Origin of the sequence: Sulfitobacter sp. BSw21498 (assembly GCF_006064855.1) — a bacterium.
Classification (GTDB): Bacteria; Pseudomonadota; Alphaproteobacteria; order Rhodobacterales; family Rhodobacteraceae; genus Sulfitobacter.
This window is the reverse complement of sequence record NZ_CP040753.1, coordinates 795,188-814,294: the sequence shown is the minus strand read 5'-3', so window position 1 is coordinate 814,294 and position 19,107 is coordinate 795,188. Positions and strand designations below refer to the sequence as shown.

18 protein-coding genes, 1 tRNA gene and 1 other RNA gene are annotated in these 19,107 nt (G+C 57.9%); 8 read left to right on the top strand and 12 right to left on the bottom strand.

Annotated features, from left to right (window positions below; all coding sequences use genetic code 11):
- Positions 1-16 precede the first annotated feature (16 nt).
- The gene (locus E5180_RS03960) at positions 17-1,645 is read right to left on the bottom strand and encodes a L,D-transpeptidase family protein (protein WP_138923253.1); all 1,629 of its coding nucleotides are present in this window, start codon (positions 1,643-1,645) and stop codon (positions 17-19) included.
- Between the two features lie 337 nt (positions 1,646-1,982).
- Here E5180_RS03960 and E5180_RS03955 point away from each other — a divergent pair, with 337 nt between their 5' ends.
- A complete protein-coding gene (locus E5180_RS03955; protein ID WP_425263960.1) occupies positions 1,983-2,528 on the top strand; it encodes a YcbK family protein in 546 nt (181 codons plus the stop codon).
- A gap of 86 nt (positions 2,529-2,614) precedes the next feature.
- Here E5180_RS03955 and E5180_RS03950 read toward each other — a convergent pair whose 3' ends face one another.
- From E5180_RS03950 to acuI, 10 genes are all read right to left on the bottom strand, one after another.
- Entirely contained in the window at positions 2,615-3,046 is a 432-nt protein-coding gene (locus E5180_RS03950; protein ID WP_138925107.1) for a YqaA family protein, read from the bottom strand.
- An 89-nt stretch (positions 3,047-3,135) separates the two neighbouring features.
- A tRNA-Ser gene (locus tag E5180_RS03945) sits at positions 3,136-3,225 on the bottom strand.
- An 82-nt stretch (positions 3,226-3,307) separates the two neighbouring features.
- Complete coding sequence (locus E5180_RS03940; protein WP_138923252.1) at positions 3,308-4,027, bottom strand: alanyl-tRNA editing protein; 720 nt, start codon at positions 4,025-4,027, stop codon at positions 3,308-3,310.
- A complete protein-coding gene (locus E5180_RS03935) occupies positions 4,024-6,378 on the bottom strand; it encodes a DUF3772 domain-containing protein (RefSeq protein WP_138923251.1) in 2,355 nt (784 codons plus the stop codon). Before E5180_RS03935 ends, E5180_RS03940 begins: the two co-directional genes overlap by 4 nt.
- On the bottom strand, positions 6,375-7,409 hold the full coding sequence (locus E5180_RS03930; RefSeq protein ID WP_138923250.1) for a cysteine synthase A: 1,035 nt from the start codon (positions 7,407-7,409) through the stop codon (positions 6,375-6,377). The genes E5180_RS03935 and E5180_RS03930 overlap by 4 nt, the downstream gene beginning before the upstream one ends.
- Positions 7,410-7,423: 14 nt before the next feature.
- Positions 7,424-8,557, bottom strand: coding sequence for an NUDIX domain-containing protein (locus E5180_RS03925; protein WP_138923249.1), 1,134 nt, complete (start codon positions 8,555-8,557; stop codon positions 7,424-7,426).
- A 4-nt stretch (positions 8,558-8,561) separates the two neighbouring features.
- A complete protein-coding gene (locus E5180_RS03920; protein ID WP_138923248.1) occupies positions 8,562-9,002 on the bottom strand; it encodes a TrgA family protein in 441 nt (146 codons plus the stop codon).
- A 32-nt stretch (positions 9,003-9,034) separates the two neighbouring features.
- The gene (locus E5180_RS03915) at positions 9,035-10,243 is read right to left on the bottom strand and encodes an SAM-dependent methyltransferase (RefSeq protein ID WP_138923247.1); all 1,209 of its coding nucleotides are present in this window, start codon (positions 10,241-10,243) and stop codon (positions 9,035-9,037) included.
- Between the two features lie 77 nt (positions 10,244-10,320).
- Complete coding sequence (locus E5180_RS03910) at positions 10,321-11,742, bottom strand: cryptochrome/photolyase family protein (RefSeq protein WP_138923246.1); 1,422 nt, start codon at positions 11,740-11,742, stop codon at positions 10,321-10,323.
- Between the two features lie 133 nt (positions 11,743-11,875).
- Positions 11,876-12,868 (bottom strand): acryloyl-CoA reductase, encoded by a 993-nt coding sequence (gene acuI, locus E5180_RS03905; protein ID WP_138923245.1) that lies wholly within the window; start codon positions 12,866-12,868, stop codon positions 11,876-11,878.
- Between the two features lie 189 nt (positions 12,869-13,057).
- On the opposite strand from acuI, the gene E5180_RS03900 reads away from it, so the two are divergent.
- The 7 genes from E5180_RS03900 to E5180_RS03870 all read left to right on the top strand — a co-directional run bounded on the left by E5180_RS03900 (position 13,058) and on the right by E5180_RS03870 (position 18,091).
- Entirely contained in the window at positions 13,058-13,801 is a 744-nt protein-coding gene (locus E5180_RS03900; RefSeq protein ID WP_138923244.1) for a FadR/GntR family transcriptional regulator, read from the top strand.
- Between the two features lie 30 nt (positions 13,802-13,831).
- Positions 13,832-14,178, top strand: a transfer-messenger RNA (tmRNA) gene (gene ssrA / locus E5180_RS03895).
- A 205-nt stretch (positions 14,179-14,383) separates the two neighbouring features.
- Complete coding sequence (gene chrA / locus E5180_RS03890; protein WP_138923243.1) at positions 14,384-15,640, top strand: chromate efflux transporter; 1,257 nt, start codon at positions 14,384-14,386, stop codon at positions 15,638-15,640.
- 73 nt (positions 15,641-15,713) lie between these two features.
- Positions 15,714-16,184, top strand: a complete 471-nt coding sequence (locus tag E5180_RS03885; protein ID WP_093732320.1) for an SspB family protein — start codon at positions 15,714-15,716, stop codon at positions 16,182-16,184.
- A 112-nt stretch (positions 16,185-16,296) separates the two neighbouring features.
- On the top strand, positions 16,297-17,691 hold the full coding sequence (gene fumC / locus E5180_RS03880) for a class II fumarate hydratase (protein ID WP_138923242.1): 1,395 nt from the start codon (positions 16,297-16,299) through the stop codon (positions 17,689-17,691).
- Positions 17,688-17,864 (top strand): DUF4169 family protein, encoded by a 177-nt coding sequence (locus E5180_RS03875; protein ID WP_138923241.1) that lies wholly within the window; start codon positions 17,688-17,690, stop codon positions 17,862-17,864. Before fumC ends, E5180_RS03875 begins: the two co-directional genes overlap by 4 nt.
- The gene (locus E5180_RS03870; protein WP_138923240.1) at positions 17,861-18,091 is read left to right on the top strand and encodes a ribbon-helix-helix domain-containing protein; all 231 of its coding nucleotides are present in this window, start codon (positions 17,861-17,863) and stop codon (positions 18,089-18,091) included. Before E5180_RS03875 ends, E5180_RS03870 begins: the two co-directional genes overlap by 4 nt.
- An 83-nt stretch (positions 18,092-18,174) precedes the next feature.
- On the opposite strand, the gene E5180_RS03865 is transcribed toward E5180_RS03870, so the two are convergent.
- Positions 18,175-19,068 carry a fructose bisphosphate aldolase gene (locus E5180_RS03865; protein WP_138923239.1) on the bottom strand — a complete coding sequence of 298 codons (894 nt, stop codon included), beginning with the start codon at positions 19,066-19,068 and terminating at the stop codon, positions 18,175-18,177.
- Positions 19,069-19,107 lie beyond the last annotated feature (39 nt).

Genomic DNA, 19,107 nt, shown 5'->3' with positions numbered 1-19,107 from the left:
CCTTATCAGGGACGAGTTAACCCTGAACCGCGCCCAATGCCACCCCCGCCTTGCTCAGCGCATCCCAAATGCGACCGTCGCGGCCATAGATGTCGGCACGATACTGCGTGTGACCGCGTGGCGTGGTAAACGCTGTCCGATAGATGAGGTGGACGGGCAGTTCGTTGTCCAGATGCACAAAGGTTTCACGCCCTGTGGCCAACTGGCGTTTGAAATACCCGACCGGATCAGAAGTTTGCGCCGCCAGAAGTGTATAGGCAAAATCAAACGGATCCGCGAGCCGCACACAGCCGTGGCTAAAGGCGCGCACATCACGGCTGAACAGGCTTTTGGACGGCGTGTCGTGCAGGTAAATGTTATATTTGTTTGGGAAGATGAACTTTACCAGACCAAGCGCATTGGTCTGCCCGGGCTTTTGGCGCATACCATATGGGAACGTGCGTTCAGTATAACGGCTAAAGTTCACCGAGCCTCGGCTGACAATCCGGCCGCGGCCATCGATTAGATCAATATGGCCCGCAGCATTCGGGTTCCGCTTCATCGACGGCAGGTATTCTTTGGTCACAATTGACCGCGGTACCGTCCATGTGGGGTTGATGACAATGTATTCCATCACATCCGAAAATTCCGGGGTCAGGCGGTCAGACTGGTTCGCGCCAACAACGGTACGGGTTTCGAAAGTTACCAACCCGTTATCGACCACAGCCGCGGTAAACGCAGGAATATTAACCAGAATGTGGCGTGCACCGCGTTCCTTGTTCAGCCAGCGCTCCCGCTCCATCGCGACGATGACCGATTGCAGACGGGTTTCGACGGTTTTGTTGATCTCGGCCATGGTGCTAGGACCGGCCACGCCGTCCTCGTTCAAACCGTGGTCTTTCTGAAAGCTTAGAACGGCGTCTTGCAGCGTTGCGTCATAGGTCATCACGTTCGAGCGCTTGAGGTACCCCATCGACATCAATCGGTTGCGCAGCGCGACGACCTGCGCACCTTGGGCGCCCGGTTTCAACGACGACGCGGGCACCGCAGGGCCCCAGCCGCCCTGGCTCAGCAAATGCTCCATCCGCAGTTTTTCACGCATCAGGGCATTATATTCCATCGTGTTCGGACGCAGATTGCGCAGAAACGGCGTGGGATCGGCGGCAATGAAATCGGTAAGAGTGGTTTGACGGTCGCGGTACGGCACCTCGCGGACGATGGACGGGTCGATGCGCGACGGCACCAGCACGCCGGTCTGCAGATCGCGCGCATATTGCAGGAACACGCGCGTCATCTCTACCTCGGCGAGACCACGATCGCGCGGGGTTTGCGCATTCTTGAGCGTGTCCATCAACCCTTGGGGGTCATAGCGCGAAACGGGCAACCCGTGCAAATCAGCGGCGCGGATGGCCGACATCAACGCAGCGCGACGGGCACGCTGTGTGTCGTTTGCTTCGGTCCAGATCGGCGCGTACCCGTGAGTCCGATAATACGCAGCGATGTCTTCGTCCCGCGCTGCGGCTTCCGCGACGGCTTGTTTGAACGCGGTCACCTGCGCAAAAGCGGGCTGCGGTGCGGTAAGGAGCGTCAAAGCAGTCGCAGCCGCCCCGAGAAAACCAGTAAGGCGGCGAAATTTCCGCGATTGAATAGCTAAAATATGAGTCATTGATTCCCCCGAAATCGGTGAGCTTTGGTTTCCCTAGATACGCATGGAACCCCGGCATATTGTCCAATAACAAAGGTCGTGAACTGGAATCTAAGGGTAAATTGATGCTTATCCGCATCGCCCCTGTTGCAAAAATGAACACGCCACTAAGGGTTGCGCAAAAATTCGCCTAAATTTGTTGTGAGATGGAACCTTTTCGATTCAGCACTTGGTTCAAGAATCGCGCTATGCCATAAATTGTTGCATCTGGGGATCGATGGAAATTTCCATGTAACATCATGGAACCAAAGGCAGAAGACGGGACACATAAACAATGACTGGTAAGAGCACTTCGGGCATGACCCGGCGCTCCGTATTGGGCGCATTCGCAGCGACAGCCGTAGCAGCAGCACCGAGCTTTGCAAACGCAGCAGGATTTTTACGTGGGGCCGGCGATATTCGTCGCATCAAGATGTACTCCGGACGTACCGGCGAACGCATCGACATGATCTACTGGATCGAAGGCAACTACATTAAAGACGCCGTATCCGAGCTGAACTATTTTATGCGCGACTGGCGCACAGATGGCGTCAAATCGATGGACCTGCGTACTGTGGACATCATGGCAGCCTCGCACAACCTTCTCGACGTATCCGAACCCTACATGCTTTTGTCCGGCTATCGCAGCCCGCAGACAAACGCGATGCTGCGCTCCAGATCGGGCGGTGTGGCCAAAAACTCCTTGCACATGCGGGGTCAGGCTGCTGATTTGCGTCTGGCATCGCGTTCGGTGAACCAGATGGCCCGCGCGGCAATCGCCTGCAACGGCGGCGGTGTCGGTCGCTACTCGGGCTCGAACTTCGTCCACATGGATTGCGGCCAGGTGCGCAACTGGGGCGGCTAATCGCGCCTCTGAGTTTACCACGGAAACAAAGCGCCCTCGGGCGCTTTTTTCGTTTTTGAACAACACCATAGACCACTGCCAGATGGTCAGCCGATCCATGCCAGCGTGACCCAGGCCAACACCCCATAGCGCAGCGCCTTGCCGATCCCGACGATCGCCACAAAGGACCAAAGCGGTTCTTTCAACACCCCTGCCGTGACGGTCAGCGCATCCCCGACAACAGGGAACCAACTGACCAGCAGCGACCAGCGCCCATAGCGCGCGTACCACATTTCGGCACGAGCCATCTGCGACGGCGATGCGGGGAACCAACGCTTGTGTTGAAACCGCAGCACCGCATGACCCAGACCCCAGTTCACCACTGACCCCAAGACATTGCCGACAGTTGCCACAGCCAGCAACACAGGAACCCCGTGCTGCCCATGTAGCATCAGACCGACCAGCAGCGCTTCGGATTGCATCGGAAGAATCGTCGCTGCCAGAAAGGCGACGGTGAATAGGCTGAGGTATCCGGTCATCCGAACCACAGCTCTGAACGGCATGCCACGCCGCTATCGGTCGGCCGCAACCGCAGGTCGTCGCGGTGAACTTTATCGTAAGAGGGGTATGGCGGACAGACAGGGATTCGAACCCTGGAGACGGTCTCCCGCCTACACACTTTCCAGGCGTGCGCCTTCGACCACTCGGCCACCTGTCCATTGAGGGGGTGTTTAGCGTGACCTGCTGTCGGGGTGCAAGGGGTAAAACGCGCGAATTTCAACAAGATTTCAATGCGCCGCTCAGCTGTCGAGATGGACGTAGATCCGACGGGTGTCGCGCCCCTTTTTCTCAATCTTACCAAGGCGTATCGCGCCGATCTCTCCGGTTCTGGCAACATGGGTACCGCCACAGGGCTGAAGGTCGATCCATGCGTCATCCTCGCCGATCTGCACCAACCGCACCTCGGCCGCTGTCGCCGGCGGGGCCACTGACAATGTCTTGACCAGATCAGGAGCGGCTTGCAGTTCTTCTTGGGTGATCCAATGATCGGTGATCGGTAAATCTTGCCCAATATAAGACAGCAGCGCGTCTTCTATCGCGTCGCGATCCTCTGGCGCATCGGCAAGATCAAAGTCGATCCGTCCGTGTGTTGCCGAAATCTGCCCGCCGACCACGGGAAACGGCACCACCACAGACAGCAAATGCAACAGGCTGTGCACGCGCATATGCCGGTGCCGGCGATCCCAATCCAGCGCTTGCGTCACATGCGTGCCCGCCTGCGGAATAACCGCCGGTTCGGCGGGGACCAGAATAACACTGCCGTCCTGCCCCTTCACCGTGGTGGCAATAGGCATAGTTTGCTTGTCCCAGCTCAGCCAACCGCTGTCGCCGGGTTGTCCGCCTCCGGTGGGATAGAACAGCGCACGGTCCAGCACGATCCCACCCTCGGGTGTGATAGAGACGACTTTTGCCGCGCTGTCGCGGGCGTATGTGTCGGTGAGGTAGATCGGTTGGCTCAACTGTCCGCTTCTCCGTCTGGTTTCGGCGCTTTCGGCGCTGGTTCGGTTGCGCGATTGCGCAACCAGACATCGCGCTGTGGAAAGGGTACTTCGATTTTTTCTTCGGCAAAGCGTTCGACAATGGCGTGGTTGATATCGCTTTGGACTGACATCATCCAGTTCACATCCCGCAAAAATGCCCGGATTTCAAACTCAAGCGCATCTGCACCAAAGCTCACCAACAGCACATTCGGCGCGGGGTTTGCCAGCACCAAGGGCTGTGCTTCAGCGATCTCTCGCAGAATGGCTTCGACCCGACGGGTATCGGTGCCATAGGCCACACCCACCTTTACGATAAGCCGCCCCACAGTATTGCCGCGGGTAAAGTTCGTCACTGTGCCGCTGACCAAATCGGCGTTGGGGACAATAACGTCGGTACGGTCAAAGGTTTCGATCCGCGTCGACCGAACCGAAATGTCGCGCACGTAGCCCGACTTGCCCCCGACCTCGATCCAGTCGCCTTCCGAGATCGGCCGCTCGATCAGCAAGATGATCCCGGATACAAAGTTGCTGACGATGTTTTGCAGACCAAAACCGATACCGACTGACAAGGCACCAGCCACAATCGCGAGCGAGCTCAGGTCGATCCCCGCACCGGTGATCGCCGCAAGTGCGGCCAGAAAAATACCGACATACCCAAGTCCCGACAGCAAGGCGTTCTGCCCACCGATATCAATTTTGGTTTTGGGCAGCACGTTGCTCCGCAAGGTGCCTTGCAGCAAACGCGTCAGCAGATAACCGATGGCGAAAATGATGGCAAACGCCAGCAGGTTCGATGGCGCGATACGGCTTTCCCCGACGGTAAATCCGCGCCCGAATGCGGCCCAAAGCTCTGTCAGATCGGCGACCCGAGCCCCCCAAACCAGCGCCAGCGCAGGCGCGGCCAGCATCAGCAGGATCAACCCGAAGAGCAACGGCATCAAGGCTTCGCGGGCAGCCGGTCCCTGCCCTGTTATCGCGCCGTACACATCTGCCGAAAACCGTTGCAACGCCATGACCAGCCCCAACACCGCCAGCGTCGTGACGTAGGGACGCAAAATCGCGTCGGACAGGTCTTGGTAGCCAAAGGCGAACAGAACCGGCGCGGCAATCGACACAGCAATTGCCCCTAGCCCTGCGCTGCGCACGATTCGCGCATGGGTAGAGGCCTTGGTCACGCCATCTGCGTCTGGGGTGTCCTCGTCGGGGTCACGATAGCCGCGCAAAATCCGGCCAATCTGAAACAGCGCGAGGCTGGTCAGCACGGCCAGAGGAAACTGCACAACCGCACGGGTCGCCGTACTGGGATCACCGAATTCCAACACTGTCAGGGCGACAATCGACAAGATGACGACGAGGGTGATGGCATTCACATAGAGCCGCGCCATTTTTCGTTGGGCTGCGGGCAAAGGCAGTAACGCCTCTTCCTGCTCGCGGGCAAACACGCGTTCAGACACCCAACGAAACCCGAAGATCATTAACCCGATGATCGGAAGCAGTTCGACCAGCAAAGAAGATCGCGCGCCTAGAAAACCGCTTTGACGGGCGGCAATTGACAGCAAAAACAAGCCCGCCAATGGGAACAGGATACGCAGCAGCGAGACGATGAACCGCCAGATGCCCAAACCACGCGCCTGACGATCGCGCAGCTTATTCACGATCCCCATCGCCCATAGTCGGCCCCGAAAGAGCAGCAGCAGCCCCGCCAGACCCGCAAATAGTACGGTCGGCAGATTGCGTTCCAAAGTATCCAAAGCGCTGTCGGTGTCTTGCTCTGCACTTTCTTCCCAAAAAGCGGCAAAGGCGTTTTGCACGTCCACCAGTGCCGGGGCCCAATACGCCGGGTTTAGTGGTGACGGCGTCGCACGCAAAAGCCGTTCGGTCTGTCGATCACGTATACGCTTGTCGATCTCGCGGACCAGACCGTCAGCCCGCAGGAACTCTCGTTCTGCGATCTGGACGGGGGCGAGCAGCGTGTTCAGTTGTTGATTAATATCGGCGCGGGTTTTAGCGACTTCAGGCGCTTCGGGTTCGGCATTCTCGCCCTCGGGGACCGGACCCAAAGCGGCAAGCTGATCGCGCAACGCAGCGATGCGATCGGCGTTCAGGGTGCGCGCCGCCTCGAATTCAGACCGGTAGCCGACGACACGCGCGCGCATGCTTTCAAGTTCGGTGGTCGGGGTATCGACCTCTTCTACCGATTGTTCAGCCTTTACGGCGACGCTGTCCCACCGCTCCGCCGTTTCTTCGACGTCGGTCTGTGCGATGGCCGCGGTCGTCAGGCAAAGCGCCAAAAGACCGCTGGCCAGAAGCCCCCTGAGCGTGGCGTTCATTGGTCTTCGAAAACGCCGGGAATGGATTGTGGCGCACGGTCCAGCCAGCCTGGCACCGGCAGGTCCTTTTCGCGCAGGAATTCAGGGTTGAACAGTTTCGACTGATAACGCGTGCCAAAGTCACACAGGATCGTCACAATGGTATGACCAGGCCCCATATCCTTGGCCAGACGCACGGCACCCGCCACGTTCACACCCGACGACGCGCCAAGGCACAGCCCTTCGTGTTGCAGCAGGTCAAAGACATAAGGCAGCGCCTCGGCGTCCGAGACGTTATAGCTGAAATCGGGCGTGAACCCTTCGAGGTTCTTGGTGATGCGCACCTGACCGATGCCCTCGGCGATCGATCCGCCTTCGGCAACCAGTTCACCCTTGGTGTAATAGTTATGCAGCGCGGCCCCATCGGGATCGGCAATCGCGATTTTTACGCCCTTGGGCTGCAACGCCATGCCGATACCGGCCAGTGTCCCGCCCGATCCGACCGCACAGCAGAACCCATCGACCTTGCCGCCGGTCTGTTCCCAGATTTCGGGGCCAGTGGTTTCAATATGCGCCTGACGGTTGGCAACGTTGTCAAACTGGTTGGCCCAGATCACGCCTTCGTTCGTCGTACGTGCCAGCTCGTTCGCAAGGCGCTCAGAATAGCGCACAAAGTTGTTGGGGTTGCGATACGGCGCGGCTGGCACCTGCACCAGCTCGGCACCGGCCAGACGCAGCATGTCCTTTTTTTCCTGACTTTGCGTTTCAGGAATGACAATGACGGTTTTGAATCCCATCGACGCGCCGACCAGCGCAAGCCCGATGCCGGTGTTGCCCGCCGTGCCTTCAACAATCGTGCCGCCTGGTTTCAACGTGCCGTTGGCGATGGCATCCTGAATGATGAACAGCGCGGCACGGTCCTTGACCGACTGGCCGGGGTTCATGAACTCTGCCTTGCCGTATATCTCGCAGCCAGTCTCCTCGCTCGCCTTGCGCAGACGGATAAGAGGTGTGTTGCCAATGGCCTGTGCCAGATCAGATGCGACGTGCATGGGATGCTCCTAAATCAAGTTACATCTGGTGTAGCTGCGGGCGCTTCCAACCTCAAGCGTTCCCGATGCCTTGCCAGCCAGTAAGCAGCGATCACCAAAGGGGCATTGGCAGCTTCAAGCTGATCAACCATTGTCATCAGCGCATCGAACCCGACTAAATGTGACCGTATATCCTCGTTCTCGGTCTCAAGCCCATTTACGCCGGTAATTTCGTCGGGCAAATCGGCAAGCCCCAGATAAATATAAAAGAACTCCGTTGAATCCCCCGGGGAGGCATAGACCTCGGCGATCTTTTCCAGCTTGGTCAGGGACAACCCTGCTTCTTCGTGCGCTTCGCGATGTGCTGCGTCCTCCGGGCTTTCGCCGGGATCGATGCGACCCGCGATGGGTTCAAGTTGCCACTGCGCCCGGTCCCCCCGTGCTACAGGCCCCATGCGAAGCTGTTCGACCAGCATCACCCGATCACGCTGCGGATCATAGGGCAGCACCAGCGCTGCATCCGTTGCCACAAAAACCGCGCGCTCCAACACGTCGGTCATGGTGCCGTCGAACCGTTCATGCGCCAGATGATATTCGTTCAGCGCGAAATAATTGGTATAGGCGCGGTCGATCCGGTCGATCCGCACCTCGCCGCCCAACGTCCCCGCCCCGTGTTTCGACTGCTGCGCATTTATCTGCGCCGCGGCCCGCGATCGGATCATCGGGAACATCTGCGCCACACGGTCGGCGGAATAGACGCCAAAGTAATCCATCACCTCGCGGGCGGCAAAGCAGCTGAGCGCGCCCCATTCCGCCTGCCACTGTGACAGTGACCAACGATCGCGCGTGGTCCATTGATCTGGCCGCGCGAAATACCCCAAGGCGCTGGCCCCGCTTTCCAGCATCACCTCTTGCAGATCGTAGGCGAAGCTGCCCTCGTAGAAATTCAACCGGTCCAGGTCATTTTGACCCAGCCCGCAAAGCAGCAGACCCTCGGCGCTTTGACCAGACGCAGGCACGATGCAGGGAAAAGGCCCTTCCACCACCGACAAGGCCACGTGATCGGGCAGGCAGTCCGGTGCAATATCCAACCGGTCCGAGGTGCGGCCCAGTACGATTTCAAGCAGGGGCACATGGCGTAGGGATCCATAAACGAAAAGATCTGTCATCGCTTCAAGGGAACCTTCTATCAATAAGGTTGGTCACGATGCCGCTGACGGCCCCGCCCAAAAGGACGACCGCGATAATCGGCACCGTCGCCATAATCAGAAAGTACTCTGCGCCGATACCGATCATCCCGACGAGCGCATCACCGACCCCGTCGAAACGATGCATCATCGCTTTCTCGATCATCTCGCGCCCGCTTTGCACAAACAGCCCCCAGAATACCAAAACCACCGCACCTGTCACGCCGTTGGTGATCCCCTCTGATACGCCGCCGCCGGCACGGGATCCGATGACCCGCCATCCCACGACAAGCCCGAGGGCGATATTGGTGGGGATGAAATACCCGAACTGCGTCGACGTGGGCATCAATGGCATGATCATGCGCGACAGGGCATAGCCCATCAGTGCCAGACAAACGGCAGCGGTCAGACGGGCGGCGGTCGGCATCGGAACATCCTTAGACTACGAGCAATGCGCCCTTAGGCTGGGCGTTTCACCGTGATCTGTGTCACATCGCAATTGCCGCTGTCAAAGGTAGACGCGCATGAGGTCAGATAGAAATCCCACATGCGTTTAAAGCGTTCGTCGAACCCCATGCGAGCGATCTCGTCCCATTTTTCATTGAAGGTCCGATGCCAACGTCGAAGCGTTACATCATAGCTTTTTCCAAACTCAATAGAGTTTTCAATGGCTAATCCGGCGTTCTCAACCTGTTGCTTCAACACGGTGGGACTCGGGAGCATACCGCCTGGAAAGATGTATTTCTGAATGAAATCAACGCCTCGCTTGTAGACCTTCCAGCGCCGATCTGGCACGGTGATGATCTGCAACGTTGCTTGGCACCCAGGTTTAAGACAGTCGTGCAAGGTATTGAAATAGGACGGCCAATACTGTTCTCCGACGGCCTCGAACATCTCGATGCTGGCAATACCGTCATAGGTGCCGCGTTCGTCGCGATAATCTTGAAGCTTAAACTCAACGACGTCTGATAAACCTGCGTTTTCTATACGTTCTTTGGCGTAGTTAAACTGTTCTTTGCTGATTGTCAGACAGGTCACCTTTAATCCGCGTTCCTTAGCGGCATATTCCGCAAAACCGCCCCAACCGCAACCGATCTCCAGCACGTGATCCCCAGCAGAGACCCCCATCTGGTCGACCATAGAGGCGTATTTCGCTGTCTGCGCTGCCTCCAGTGATTGGTGAACCCCATCTTCGAAAATTGCGCTGGAATAGGTCATCGTGTCATCAAGCCATAATTTGTAAAAATCATTACCCAAATCATAGTGATAGCTGATGTTCTTGCGTGCCTGCTTTTTGCTGTTGCGCTGCAACCAGAAGCGCAGGGATTCAAATTTACGGATCAGCCCCATACCGGGAAAGGAGTCGTAAATGTCCTCGTTCGCATGGGCGACGTCCATAAACGCCTGCAGGTCCGGCGTACTCCACCATTCATCAAGGTAGGCGTCGCTAAACCCAAGGTCACCCTCCCTGATAAGACGGGCGAACAAGTCATTGTTATGTATACGGATTTCCGCAACCGGCAAGGGGTTCTTACCAACCGCGCGAAAACACCGCCCGTCGGGCATAACAAAATCGACCTGCCCGTTTGGCATTTCTTGCGCCATCGCAAAAACACGCGAGAAATATCGAGGAAGGGCGGCCTGCCCCTCGGTGCTGGTCAAAATCATTCGCTCTCCTGTATGCGCTTGGACGCGTATCTTATTGGTTTATGGGTGTTACGTGGGAGATCCACGTTTCATAAGGGTTAAAAGTTTCGCCCCTTGTAGGTTTCCAGAGCCCGCTCACGCCCTTCATCCAGCGCAATGATCTTTTCGGGATAGTCATCTCGTGCCGACAAGGGCCAGCTGCGCGGGATTGCATCGAAAAACGCGAGCGCATCCTTATGTGGATTGGCCCGCCCCTCGGCGATCCAACGGCTGGCATAGTCTCTATTCTTATCAAATTTATCGAGCTGTGTCTCGGGGTTGAACACGCGAAAGTAAGGCGACGCATCTGGCCCCGACCCCGCCGCCCACTGCCACCCCATTGCGTTGCTGGCGGGATCCCAGTCGATCAAACAGTGTTCGAACCATTTTTGGCCGATCCGCCAATGGCACATCAGATGTTTCGTCAGATAGCTGGCCACGATCATGCGGCCCCGGTTGTGCATCCGTCCAGTCACGTACAGCTCGCGCATGGCGGCATCGACAAAGGGCTCGCCCGTGCGCCCCTGTTTCCAAGCGGTGACCTCGGTGCGGCGTTCGTCTTCGTTCCACGGAAAGGCATCCCATGCCTCGCGCCAGTTATCCGTCAGCATCCGTGGCGTGTGATACATCAGGTGGTACGCGAACTCGCGCCACACCAGTTCTTTCAGAAAGGTCTCTGCCCCTTGTTTACCGTCATGCAGCGCACGCTGGCCAGCGTGCCAACATTGGTGCGGACTGATCTCGCCGAGAGACAGGTTCTCTGACAGATTGGACGTGCCATCGGTGCCTGGAATATCGCGGTTTTGCTTATATCCTGCCACCCCATGGGCCATAAACGCCCCCAACCGCGACTGCGCAGCCTTTTCGCCGAGGCAGACAAAGGGGCGCACCACATCCGCACCACGGTCCATCGCGGCCTCCAAGCCCCAGCCTTCCAGCGCATCGCTTGCAGGCCATTCCTCCGGCGCGCACAGATCAGACGGCGCGGCCAGCGGTGGCTCAACATCGCGGGTTTTGACGTTGTTCCAGAACGGCGTGTACACCTTGTAGCAATCGCCTGCCTTGGTCTCTACGCTCCACGGCTCAAACATCACATGTCCGCCAAAGGACTTGGCATCAACGCCTTGGTCGCACAGGGTTTCTTTGATCTTGCTATCACGCTGTAAACTCGCCGGATCATACAGCCGCGACCAATAGACAGCACCCGCGCCTGTTTCCTTGATGAGGGTCTGCAACACGTCCAGCGCGTCGCCTTCGCGCAGCACAAGCTTGCCGGATATTTCGCCCAGACTGTCGGCCAGCGCCCCGAGCCCCAGCCCGAGCCGCCATTTCGGCGCAGCGCCAAGGGCGTCGACCGTGGTGTCCTTGATAAAGACGGGAATAACCGGACGGCCGGACTGCACAGCAGCGGACAAGGCGGGATGATCGCTCAGCCGTAGATCGCGGCGATACCAAAGAAGAATGGGGCTGTTGTCGGACATATCAAACTTTACGTTAAGGTGATGCAAAGCTAGCACGCCCCCCGTAACGTCAAGACCATAACAGTCCCTATTAACGCCAAACGGCGACCCACAGGGGCCGCCGCTCGGTAAATGTAACTTAGGGAATGCCGTTTCAGGCGTTCACATCGACCACCACACGGCCCCGGACCTGCCCGTTCAGGATGTCCGCGCCCAGTTTCGGCAAATCGCTAAGCGTTGCAGGCACAACCATATCTTCCAGCTTGGAGAGCGGCAGGTCTTTCCCAACCCGCTGCCATGCACGCAGACGGTTCTCGTAGGGCTGCATGACGGAATCAATGCCCAGCAGGTTCACACCGCGCAGCAGAAAGGGGATGACAGTGGCAGGCAACCCTGCCCCGCCCGCAAGACCAACAGCAGCGACCGAGCCGCCGTATTTCATCTGGCCCAATACCCGCGCCAGCATCTCGCCCCCAACGGCATCAATGCAGCCGGCCCAGGTCTCGGCCTCGAGCGGGCGCTTGACGGTTTCGTTCAGCTCTTCGCGCGCAACGATCTGGCTGACGCCGAGAGATTTCAGGTAATCCGCTGTGTCCGGGCGCCCGGTTACGCCAGCAACCTCATACCCCAAATTGGCAAGAATCGCGACTGCAACCGACCCGACACCGCCTGCGGCACCTGTAACCAGAACCGGCCCGTTGCCTGATACCAGCCCGTGATCCTCCAGCGCCATGACCGACAACATCGCGGTAAAGCCCGCTGTTCCTACAGCCATCGCTTGCCGCGTATCCAGCCCCTCAGGTAGGGGCACCAGCCAGTCGGCCTTGACCCGCGCCTTTTGCGAATAGCCACCCCAATGCGCCTCACCCACACGCCAACCGGTCAGCACAACCTTGTCGCCGGGTTTATAGCGGTCATCGTCGGACGCTTCGACCGTGCCTGCAAAATCAATACCGGGGATGTGCGGATACTTGCGTACCAGTCCGCCACCGGGCCCGATGCACAGCCCGTCTTTGTAGTTCACGGTCGAATATTCTACCGCAACTGTCACGTCACCATCGGGCAAACGGTCAAGGTCAATCTGGGTCACCTCGGCATGGGTCTTGCCGGTTTCCTCATCTTTGTTCACCATCAACGCATCAAACATCATATCTCCTGTCTCGGACCGCCGTTAAGGGCCCGCTTCATTTTGCCAGTAAACTCCGGGGAGTCCGAGGGGCTGGCCCCTCGGTCCCGAACGTTAAAGCTGCACGCCGCGGGTTTTGACCACCGACTCGCATCTTGCAAAATTAATGTCAGACATTTAAAGTTTTTCCAAATCATAAATGTAAGACAAATGAATACCACGCCAGAAACCGCCTCTGACCTGTCCAGCCAAATTGCTGCGAACATCCGCGATGCTATCATCAAGGGCGTGCTGATCGTGGACGAACGTTTGCCGTCTGAGGCAGAGCTTTCAGCCCAGTTCAATGTTTCGCGCGCGACAGTACGCGAAGCGCTAAAGCGATTGGCCGCGCAATCGCTGATACGCACACAACGCGGTGCCACAGGCGGTGCCTTCGTGAACCGCATCAGCTTTGAGGCCGCGCAAGCGCAACAGATCACGACCTCCACCCTGCTTTTGTCAATGAACGATGTCAGCTTTGAAACCGCTTGCGAGGCCCGTTTCGCGCTTGAGAGAGCCTGCGCGCCTTTATCGGCCGCCCGAAGACAAGACAGCCACCTAAAGGCGATGCAGGATGCGCTTGACGCACAATCAGCGCCGGCGCTGTCAGATGCAGGGTTTTGCGCTGCCGATGTGGCATTCCACCGCGCATTGGTGGACGCGGCGGGCAACCCGGTACTGTCTTACCAGCTCGCTGGCGCAGTTGAGGCAATGCAACCGTTGATGAACATGATTACCTTCACGGCGTGGTCCCGCGATGCAATCGTCGCGCGTCACCGCGAGATCGCCACCGCAATGACGACACGCGACGCTGCTGCCGTCGCGGCCGGACTGACGCTGCTTGAACAAGAGACCCAGGCCCTTGCCCGTACCGTCTTTGCCCGCCGCACCAAGCAGCCGAACGCGGCACCGTGACTGCTGCACTCCGCGGATTTTCATGGCTTTCCCCTTGCAAAGAAAGCCACGTCCCTTATATCTGAGGTGTCCTTAGGGACTATGGGTATAAACGCGCATGTAATAAGCGGTTCGGACCCGGGGGCGGTACCCGGCGACTCCACCAATCATCCTTCATTTGGGGATTATGGGGTCGAAACAGGATCGACGAACGTCTAAAGATGTAGCTTTATCTCGGCTGACTGCCACCGTTATCGGCGTAAAATGTACAATTGCAAATGACAATCGTGCTCCAATGGCGATGGCCGCGTAAGCGACCGGAACTATTGAAACTTAAGTCCTTGGGTTTAGCGACCTAAGGCGGGGTTCGCAGGTACCTGGCAACAGAAACCTGCACTTACCCCTCCCCGCAACTTTCTGATTTTTTTAAAACCTTGCGATCGCACGGCGCGGTGCCGGTTGACGCGCATGTCGCGCTGCCTTCGGCGAGGATTTTTTGCCATTTGGAAGCCGCTGGCGCGCTTGACCTCAGGCTCGGGTACTGCGACCTCTGACGTCAAGAATGTCGGGAGTATTTATGCGAAACAATAGCGAGAAATGCGGATGAGCGCCCCTGATATGCGCCTGATGGCGCGTGTGTTCGGGCGGATCGGGGTGTTGTCCTTTGGGGGGCCCGCGGCGCAGATCGCGTTGATGCACCGTGAGTTGGTGGACCGGCATCGGTGGTTATCCGAAGACAGTTTTTTGCGCGCCCTTTCCCTGTGCATGTTGTTGCCAGGCCCCGAAGCGATGCAGCTGGCGACCTACGCCGGATGGCGGCTGCGCGGTACCCTTGGCGGTTTGCTGGCCGGACTGCTTTTCGTGTTGCCGGGTGCGGCGATCATTCTGGTGTTGGCATTCGGCTATGCGTATTTCGGGCAGATGCCTTTGGTTCAGGCCGCGTTTATGGGCATCAAAGCGGCTGTGATTGTCGTTGTTGTGCAGGCGCTGCGCAATCTGGGACGTAAAGCGCTGCACGGTCGTGAGGGGTGGATGTTGGCCACACTGTCCTTTGTGGCGTTGTTTGTTTTTGGCGTGCCCTTCCCGCTGATCATTCTAACCGCCGGACTGTGGGGGGCCTTCAAGGCTGCTGATGGCGCGAGCCCTGTAGAAATTGACGCGGCACCCCCACACCCTGCCCGCCCCATCGGCGTCATCGCCCTTTGGGGCACGCTGTGGGCATCCCCGCTGCTGTTCGTCTGGGCGATGGGACATGAATTTCTGCTTCAGATCGGATTGTTCTTTTCAAAGCTGGCGGTGGTAACGTTTGGCGGGGCCTATGCCGTGCTGGCCTATATGGCGCAGACCGTGGTGCAGGATCACGGGTGGATCACCACCGAACAGATGATTGACGCCTTGGGGTTGGCCGAAACCACGCCGGGGCCGCTGATCTTGGTCACCGAATTTGTCGCCCTGCTTGCGGGTTTTGCGCAGGCAGGCCCTTGGGGTGCTGTATCTGCCGGAGTGCTGACGTTGTGGGTCACGTTTACACCTTGTTTTCTATGGATATTTTTCGCGGGACCGTATCTCGAACTTATCTCGGCGCAGCCACGTCTGGCGGGGGCTTTGCGGGCGATTACTGCCGCTGTCGTTGGCGTAATTGCCAATCTGTCCGTCTGGTTCGCGCTGCATGTATTGTTCGAACGCGTGCTTCCCATGGCGCATCTTGCTGTGCCGTTGCCTGATTGGTCCAGCTTTGATCCCGTGGCCGGCGCGCTGACGTTGATTGCGGCCGTGTTGATGTTGGGTTTGCGGTTCGGCTTTGTGTTGACCATGGCAGTAACGGCGATGCTGGCGCTCGGCTGGAACCTCTTGCTATAAATTTTTGCGCCCCCTTTTCACTGGTGTGAAATGCCGTATGCTACTGTCATCAACAAGGGCCGGAGAAGAAGTAATGAGCCGAAGCATTGAGTATGGCAATCTGATGCACGATGCCATGCGCGGGTTAATTCGTCAGGTATTACTTGACGTTGCAGCCAATGGATTGCCCGGCAACCATCATTTCTTTATCACCTTTGATACCGCGCACCCTGATGCGGAGCTGGCGGATTGGCTGTCGGATCGCTATCCCGGCGAAATGACGGTGGTGATGCAGCACTGGTACGACAAGCTTGAGGTTACCGAGGAAGGGTTCTCGGTCACGTTGAACTTTGGCGATGCGCCGGAACCGATGTATATCCCCTATGACGCGATCCGAACCTTTGTGGACCCGTCGGTAGAATTCGGCCTGAAATTCGAGCAGCAAGAACCCGGCCAGTCGGACGAGGACGAAGACCTTCCCCAGCAGGACGAAAGCGAGCTTGAGGTCGAAGAAGAAGCCCCCAAAGCCGCTGAAGTCGTATCGCTTGACAGCTTCCGCAAGTAATCGGTCAGCCAGCCACAGTTAGCCTTGAGGTTAGCGCCATCGTCTCATTGCACCGCTGCCCCCCGCGGGGTAAACCCTGATCAGACATAAGCCCAAGATCAGGAGCCTTTTCATGGCCGATACCCGTACCGAAACCGACAGCTTTGGCCCATTGGAAGTGCCGTCCGATAAATATTGGGGCGCACAGACGCAGCGGTCGATCATCAACTTCCCTATCGGGTGGGAAAAACAGCCCGTGCCGATTATCCGTGCCCTTGGCGTGGTGAAAAAAGCCTGCGCGATGGAAAACCTGAATCAGGGCAATCTGGATCAGAAACGAGCCGACGCCATCACCGCCGCCGCGACCGAAGTGATCGAGGGTAAATTCGACGACAACTTCCCGCTGGTTGTCTGGCAGACGGGTTCGGGCACGCAGTCGAACATGAACGCAAACGAGGTGATTTCGAACCGCGCGATTGAAATGCTGGGTGGCGTGAAAGGGTCGAAAGATCCGGTACACCCCAATGACCACTGCAACATGGGGCAGTCGTCAAACGACACATTCCCCACCGCGATGCACGTGGCCATCGGCATGCAGGCCCGCGACGTGCTGCTGCCAGGCCTGCAAAAGCTCCATGACGCGCTGGCTGCAAAATCCGAAGAGTTCAAGGACATCATCAAGATCGGCCGGACCCACACGCAGGATGCGACACCGCTGACCTTGGGGCAGGAATTCTCGGGCTACACGCATCAGGTGAAAAAAGGCATCGAACGGGTAAACGCCTGTCTGCCCGACATCTACGAACTGGCCCAAGGCGGGACCGCCGTCGGCACCGGCCTGAACACCAAGAAAGGCTGGGCCGAGGCCGTGGCTGCACATATGGCTGACATCACCGGCCTGCCCTTTGTCACCGCCCCGAACAAGTTTGAATCACTGGCCGCCCATGACGCTATGGTCATGTTCTCGGGTGCGTTGAAAACCGTGGCCGGATCGCTGTTCAAGATCGCCAATGACATGCGTTTGCTGGGCTCTGGCCCGCGTTCCGGTCTGGGCGAATTGATCCTGCCCGAGAACGAGCCAGGATCGTCGATCATGCCAGGCAAGGTGAACCCGACGCAAGCCGAGGCGCTGACCATGGTGTGTGCGCACGTGATGGGGAATGACGCGGCAGTCGGTTTTGCCGGTTCGCAAGGGCACTTCGAGCTCAACGTCTACAACCCGATGATGAGCTATAACGTCTTGCAATCCATGCAGCTTTTGGGCGACAGCGCGTCGGCCTTTACCGACAATATGGTTGTTGGCACGCAAGCAAATATCGAACGTATCGACAAGCTGATGAAAGAAAGCCTGATGCTGGTGACAGCGCTGGCCCCTACCATCGGCTATGACAACGCGACCAAAGTTGCGAAAACTGCCCACAAAAATGGCACGACCCTCAAGGAAGAAGCAATCGCCTTGGGCTTTGTCGATGCCGAAACATTCGACCGCGTGGTGCGGCCGGAGCAAATGATCGGACCAAAAGAATGAGCGCCCCCATCAACCTCAACAAGGTCAAGAAAGAGCGCAACCGCGCGTCTCGAAAGGCCCGCGCTGATGAAAATTCAGTGCAGTTCGGCCAGAAGAAGGACCAGAAGGAAGTTCTGAAAGAACGTCTGGCTCAAATCTCGCGTAATTTGGAAGCTCACAAGCGCGAAACATGAGCGCGAGACCTGTAAAACATTCGGTGACCCTTCGGGGTCACCGCACGTCGATCTCGCTGGAGGATGAATTCTGGCAGGAATTGCGTAGTCTTGCGCAAGGGATGGACATGCCGATCAACGCGCTGGTCGCACAGATCGATGCCGAACGCGGCGTAGAGGCAGGATTGGCATCTGCGATCCGCGTCTACGTCTTGCGCGCGCTCAAGGAGCGTATGGCAGCCTCGTAAGGCACTCAAGCTCGGGGCAAACGCAAAGGGCCAGCGCCTGATCGCAATCAAACACCGGCCCTATATTTAGTCGTCAAACACTCTTAGGCGACGGATGCGTCGTAAATCTTGGTGATGTTCTGACCCAATGCTGCGTTGAACTCGGTATCGGTCATTTTGACGTTCAGCCCTTCTGTCAACGCACGCGAAAAGCTGGCGATCATCTTGGGGTTCTGGGTCAGGCGAACGCAGGCTTCTTCGGTCGAATAACCACCTGACAGCGCAACCACACGCAGGACGTTGCGCTGATCGGCAAGGCTGTCGTAAAGGCCTGCGGTCTCTGGTAGGGTGACTTTCAGCATCACCAGTTCGTCAGCGGAAAGCTCGGCCAGATGCTTTTCAAGCTCGGACTTCAGGATCGTTTCGCATTCCGCTTTGCTGTCCGAATGAATGTTCACCTCGGGCTCGATGATCGGGACCAGACCGGCGGCGCACACGGTTTTAGCGACGGCGAATTGCTGCGCCACAACCGACGCGATGCCTTCGGGGCTGGCGGATTGGATGACCGACCGCTCCTTGGTGCCAAAGATACCTGCGGCTTTCGCGCGCGCCAGCAGATCAGCAAGCTCGGGCATGGGTTTAAGCAGCTGCACGCCGTTTGCTTCGTCTTCCAGACCTTTGTCGATCTTGAGGAAGGGCACGACGCCGCGGTCTTCCCACAGCAGCTGTGCCACGGGTTTGCCGTTGATCGAATTGTCCATCGTGCGCTCGAACAGGATCGCGCCCAGAACTTTATCAGAGGTGAAATCATCGGCCAGAATGATCCGCGCGCGCATGTCGTGCATGGCTTGAAACATCTCGGCGTCGCCGGAATAATCAGAAGGTTCAACGCCATAGAGGCTTAGCGCCTTTGGGGTCGATCCGCCCGACTGATCCAATGCGGCCACAAACCCCTGTCCTGTTTCCATTTGTGTGCGCTGTGCGTCTGTCGTGGTCATGATGATCCTGGCCCTTATTGATTCCGTCGTGTGTCCGTT

Excerpts from the sequence above, each read along its gene's own strand:
- E5180_RS03960 (WP_138923253.1), bottom strand. The coding sequence starts at position 1,645 with ATGACTCATATTTTAGCTATTCAATCGCGGAAATTTCGCCGCCTTACT.
- E5180_RS03955 (WP_425263960.1), top strand. The coding sequence starts at position 1,983 with ATGACCCGGCGCTCCGTATTGGGCGCATTCGCAGCGACAGCCGTAGCA.
- E5180_RS03950 (WP_138925107.1), bottom strand. The coding sequence starts at position 3,046 with ATGACCGGATACCTCAGCCTATTCACCGTCGCCTTTCTGGCAGCGACG.
- E5180_RS03935 (WP_138923251.1), bottom strand. The coding sequence starts at position 6,378 with ATGAACGCCACGCTCAGGGGGCTTCTGGCCAGCGGTCTTTTGGCGCTT.
- E5180_RS03930 (WP_138923250.1), bottom strand. The coding sequence starts at position 7,409 with ATGCACGTCGCATCTGATCTGGCACAGGCCATTGGCAACACACCTCTT.
- E5180_RS03925 (WP_138923249.1), bottom strand. The coding sequence starts at position 8,557 with ATGACAGATCTTTTCGTTTATGGATCCCTACGCCATGTGCCCCTGCTT.
- E5180_RS03920 (WP_138923248.1), bottom strand. The coding sequence starts at position 9,002 with ATGCCGACCGCCGCCCGTCTGACCGCTGCCGTTTGTCTGGCACTGATG.
- E5180_RS03915 (WP_138923247.1), bottom strand. The coding sequence starts at position 10,243 with ATGATTTTGACCAGCACCGAGGGGCAGGCCGCCCTTCCTCGATATTTC.
- E5180_RS03910 (WP_138923246.1), bottom strand. The coding sequence starts at position 11,742 with ATGTCCGACAACAGCCCCATTCTTCTTTGGTATCGCCGCGATCTACGG.
- acuI (WP_138923245.1), bottom strand. The coding sequence starts at position 12,868 with ATGTTTGATGCGTTGATGGTGAACAAAGATGAGGAAACCGGCAAGACC.
- E5180_RS03900 (WP_138923244.1), top strand. The coding sequence starts at position 13,058 with ATGAATACCACGCCAGAAACCGCCTCTGACCTGTCCAGCCAAATTGCT.
- chrA (WP_138923243.1), top strand. The coding sequence starts at position 14,384 with ATGAGCGCCCCTGATATGCGCCTGATGGCGCGTGTGTTCGGGCGGATC.
- E5180_RS03885 (WP_093732320.1), top strand. The coding sequence starts at position 15,714 with ATGAGCCGAAGCATTGAGTATGGCAATCTGATGCACGATGCCATGCGC.
- fumC (WP_138923242.1), top strand. The coding sequence starts at position 16,297 with ATGGCCGATACCCGTACCGAAACCGACAGCTTTGGCCCATTGGAAGTG.
- E5180_RS03875 (WP_138923241.1), top strand. The coding sequence starts at position 17,688 with ATGAGCGCCCCCATCAACCTCAACAAGGTCAAGAAAGAGCGCAACCGC.
- E5180_RS03870 (WP_138923240.1), top strand. The coding sequence starts at position 17,861 with ATGAGCGCGAGACCTGTAAAACATTCGGTGACCCTTCGGGGTCACCGC.
- E5180_RS03865 (WP_138923239.1), bottom strand. The coding sequence starts at position 19,068 with ATGACCACGACAGACGCACAGCGCACACAAATGGAAACAGGACAGGGG.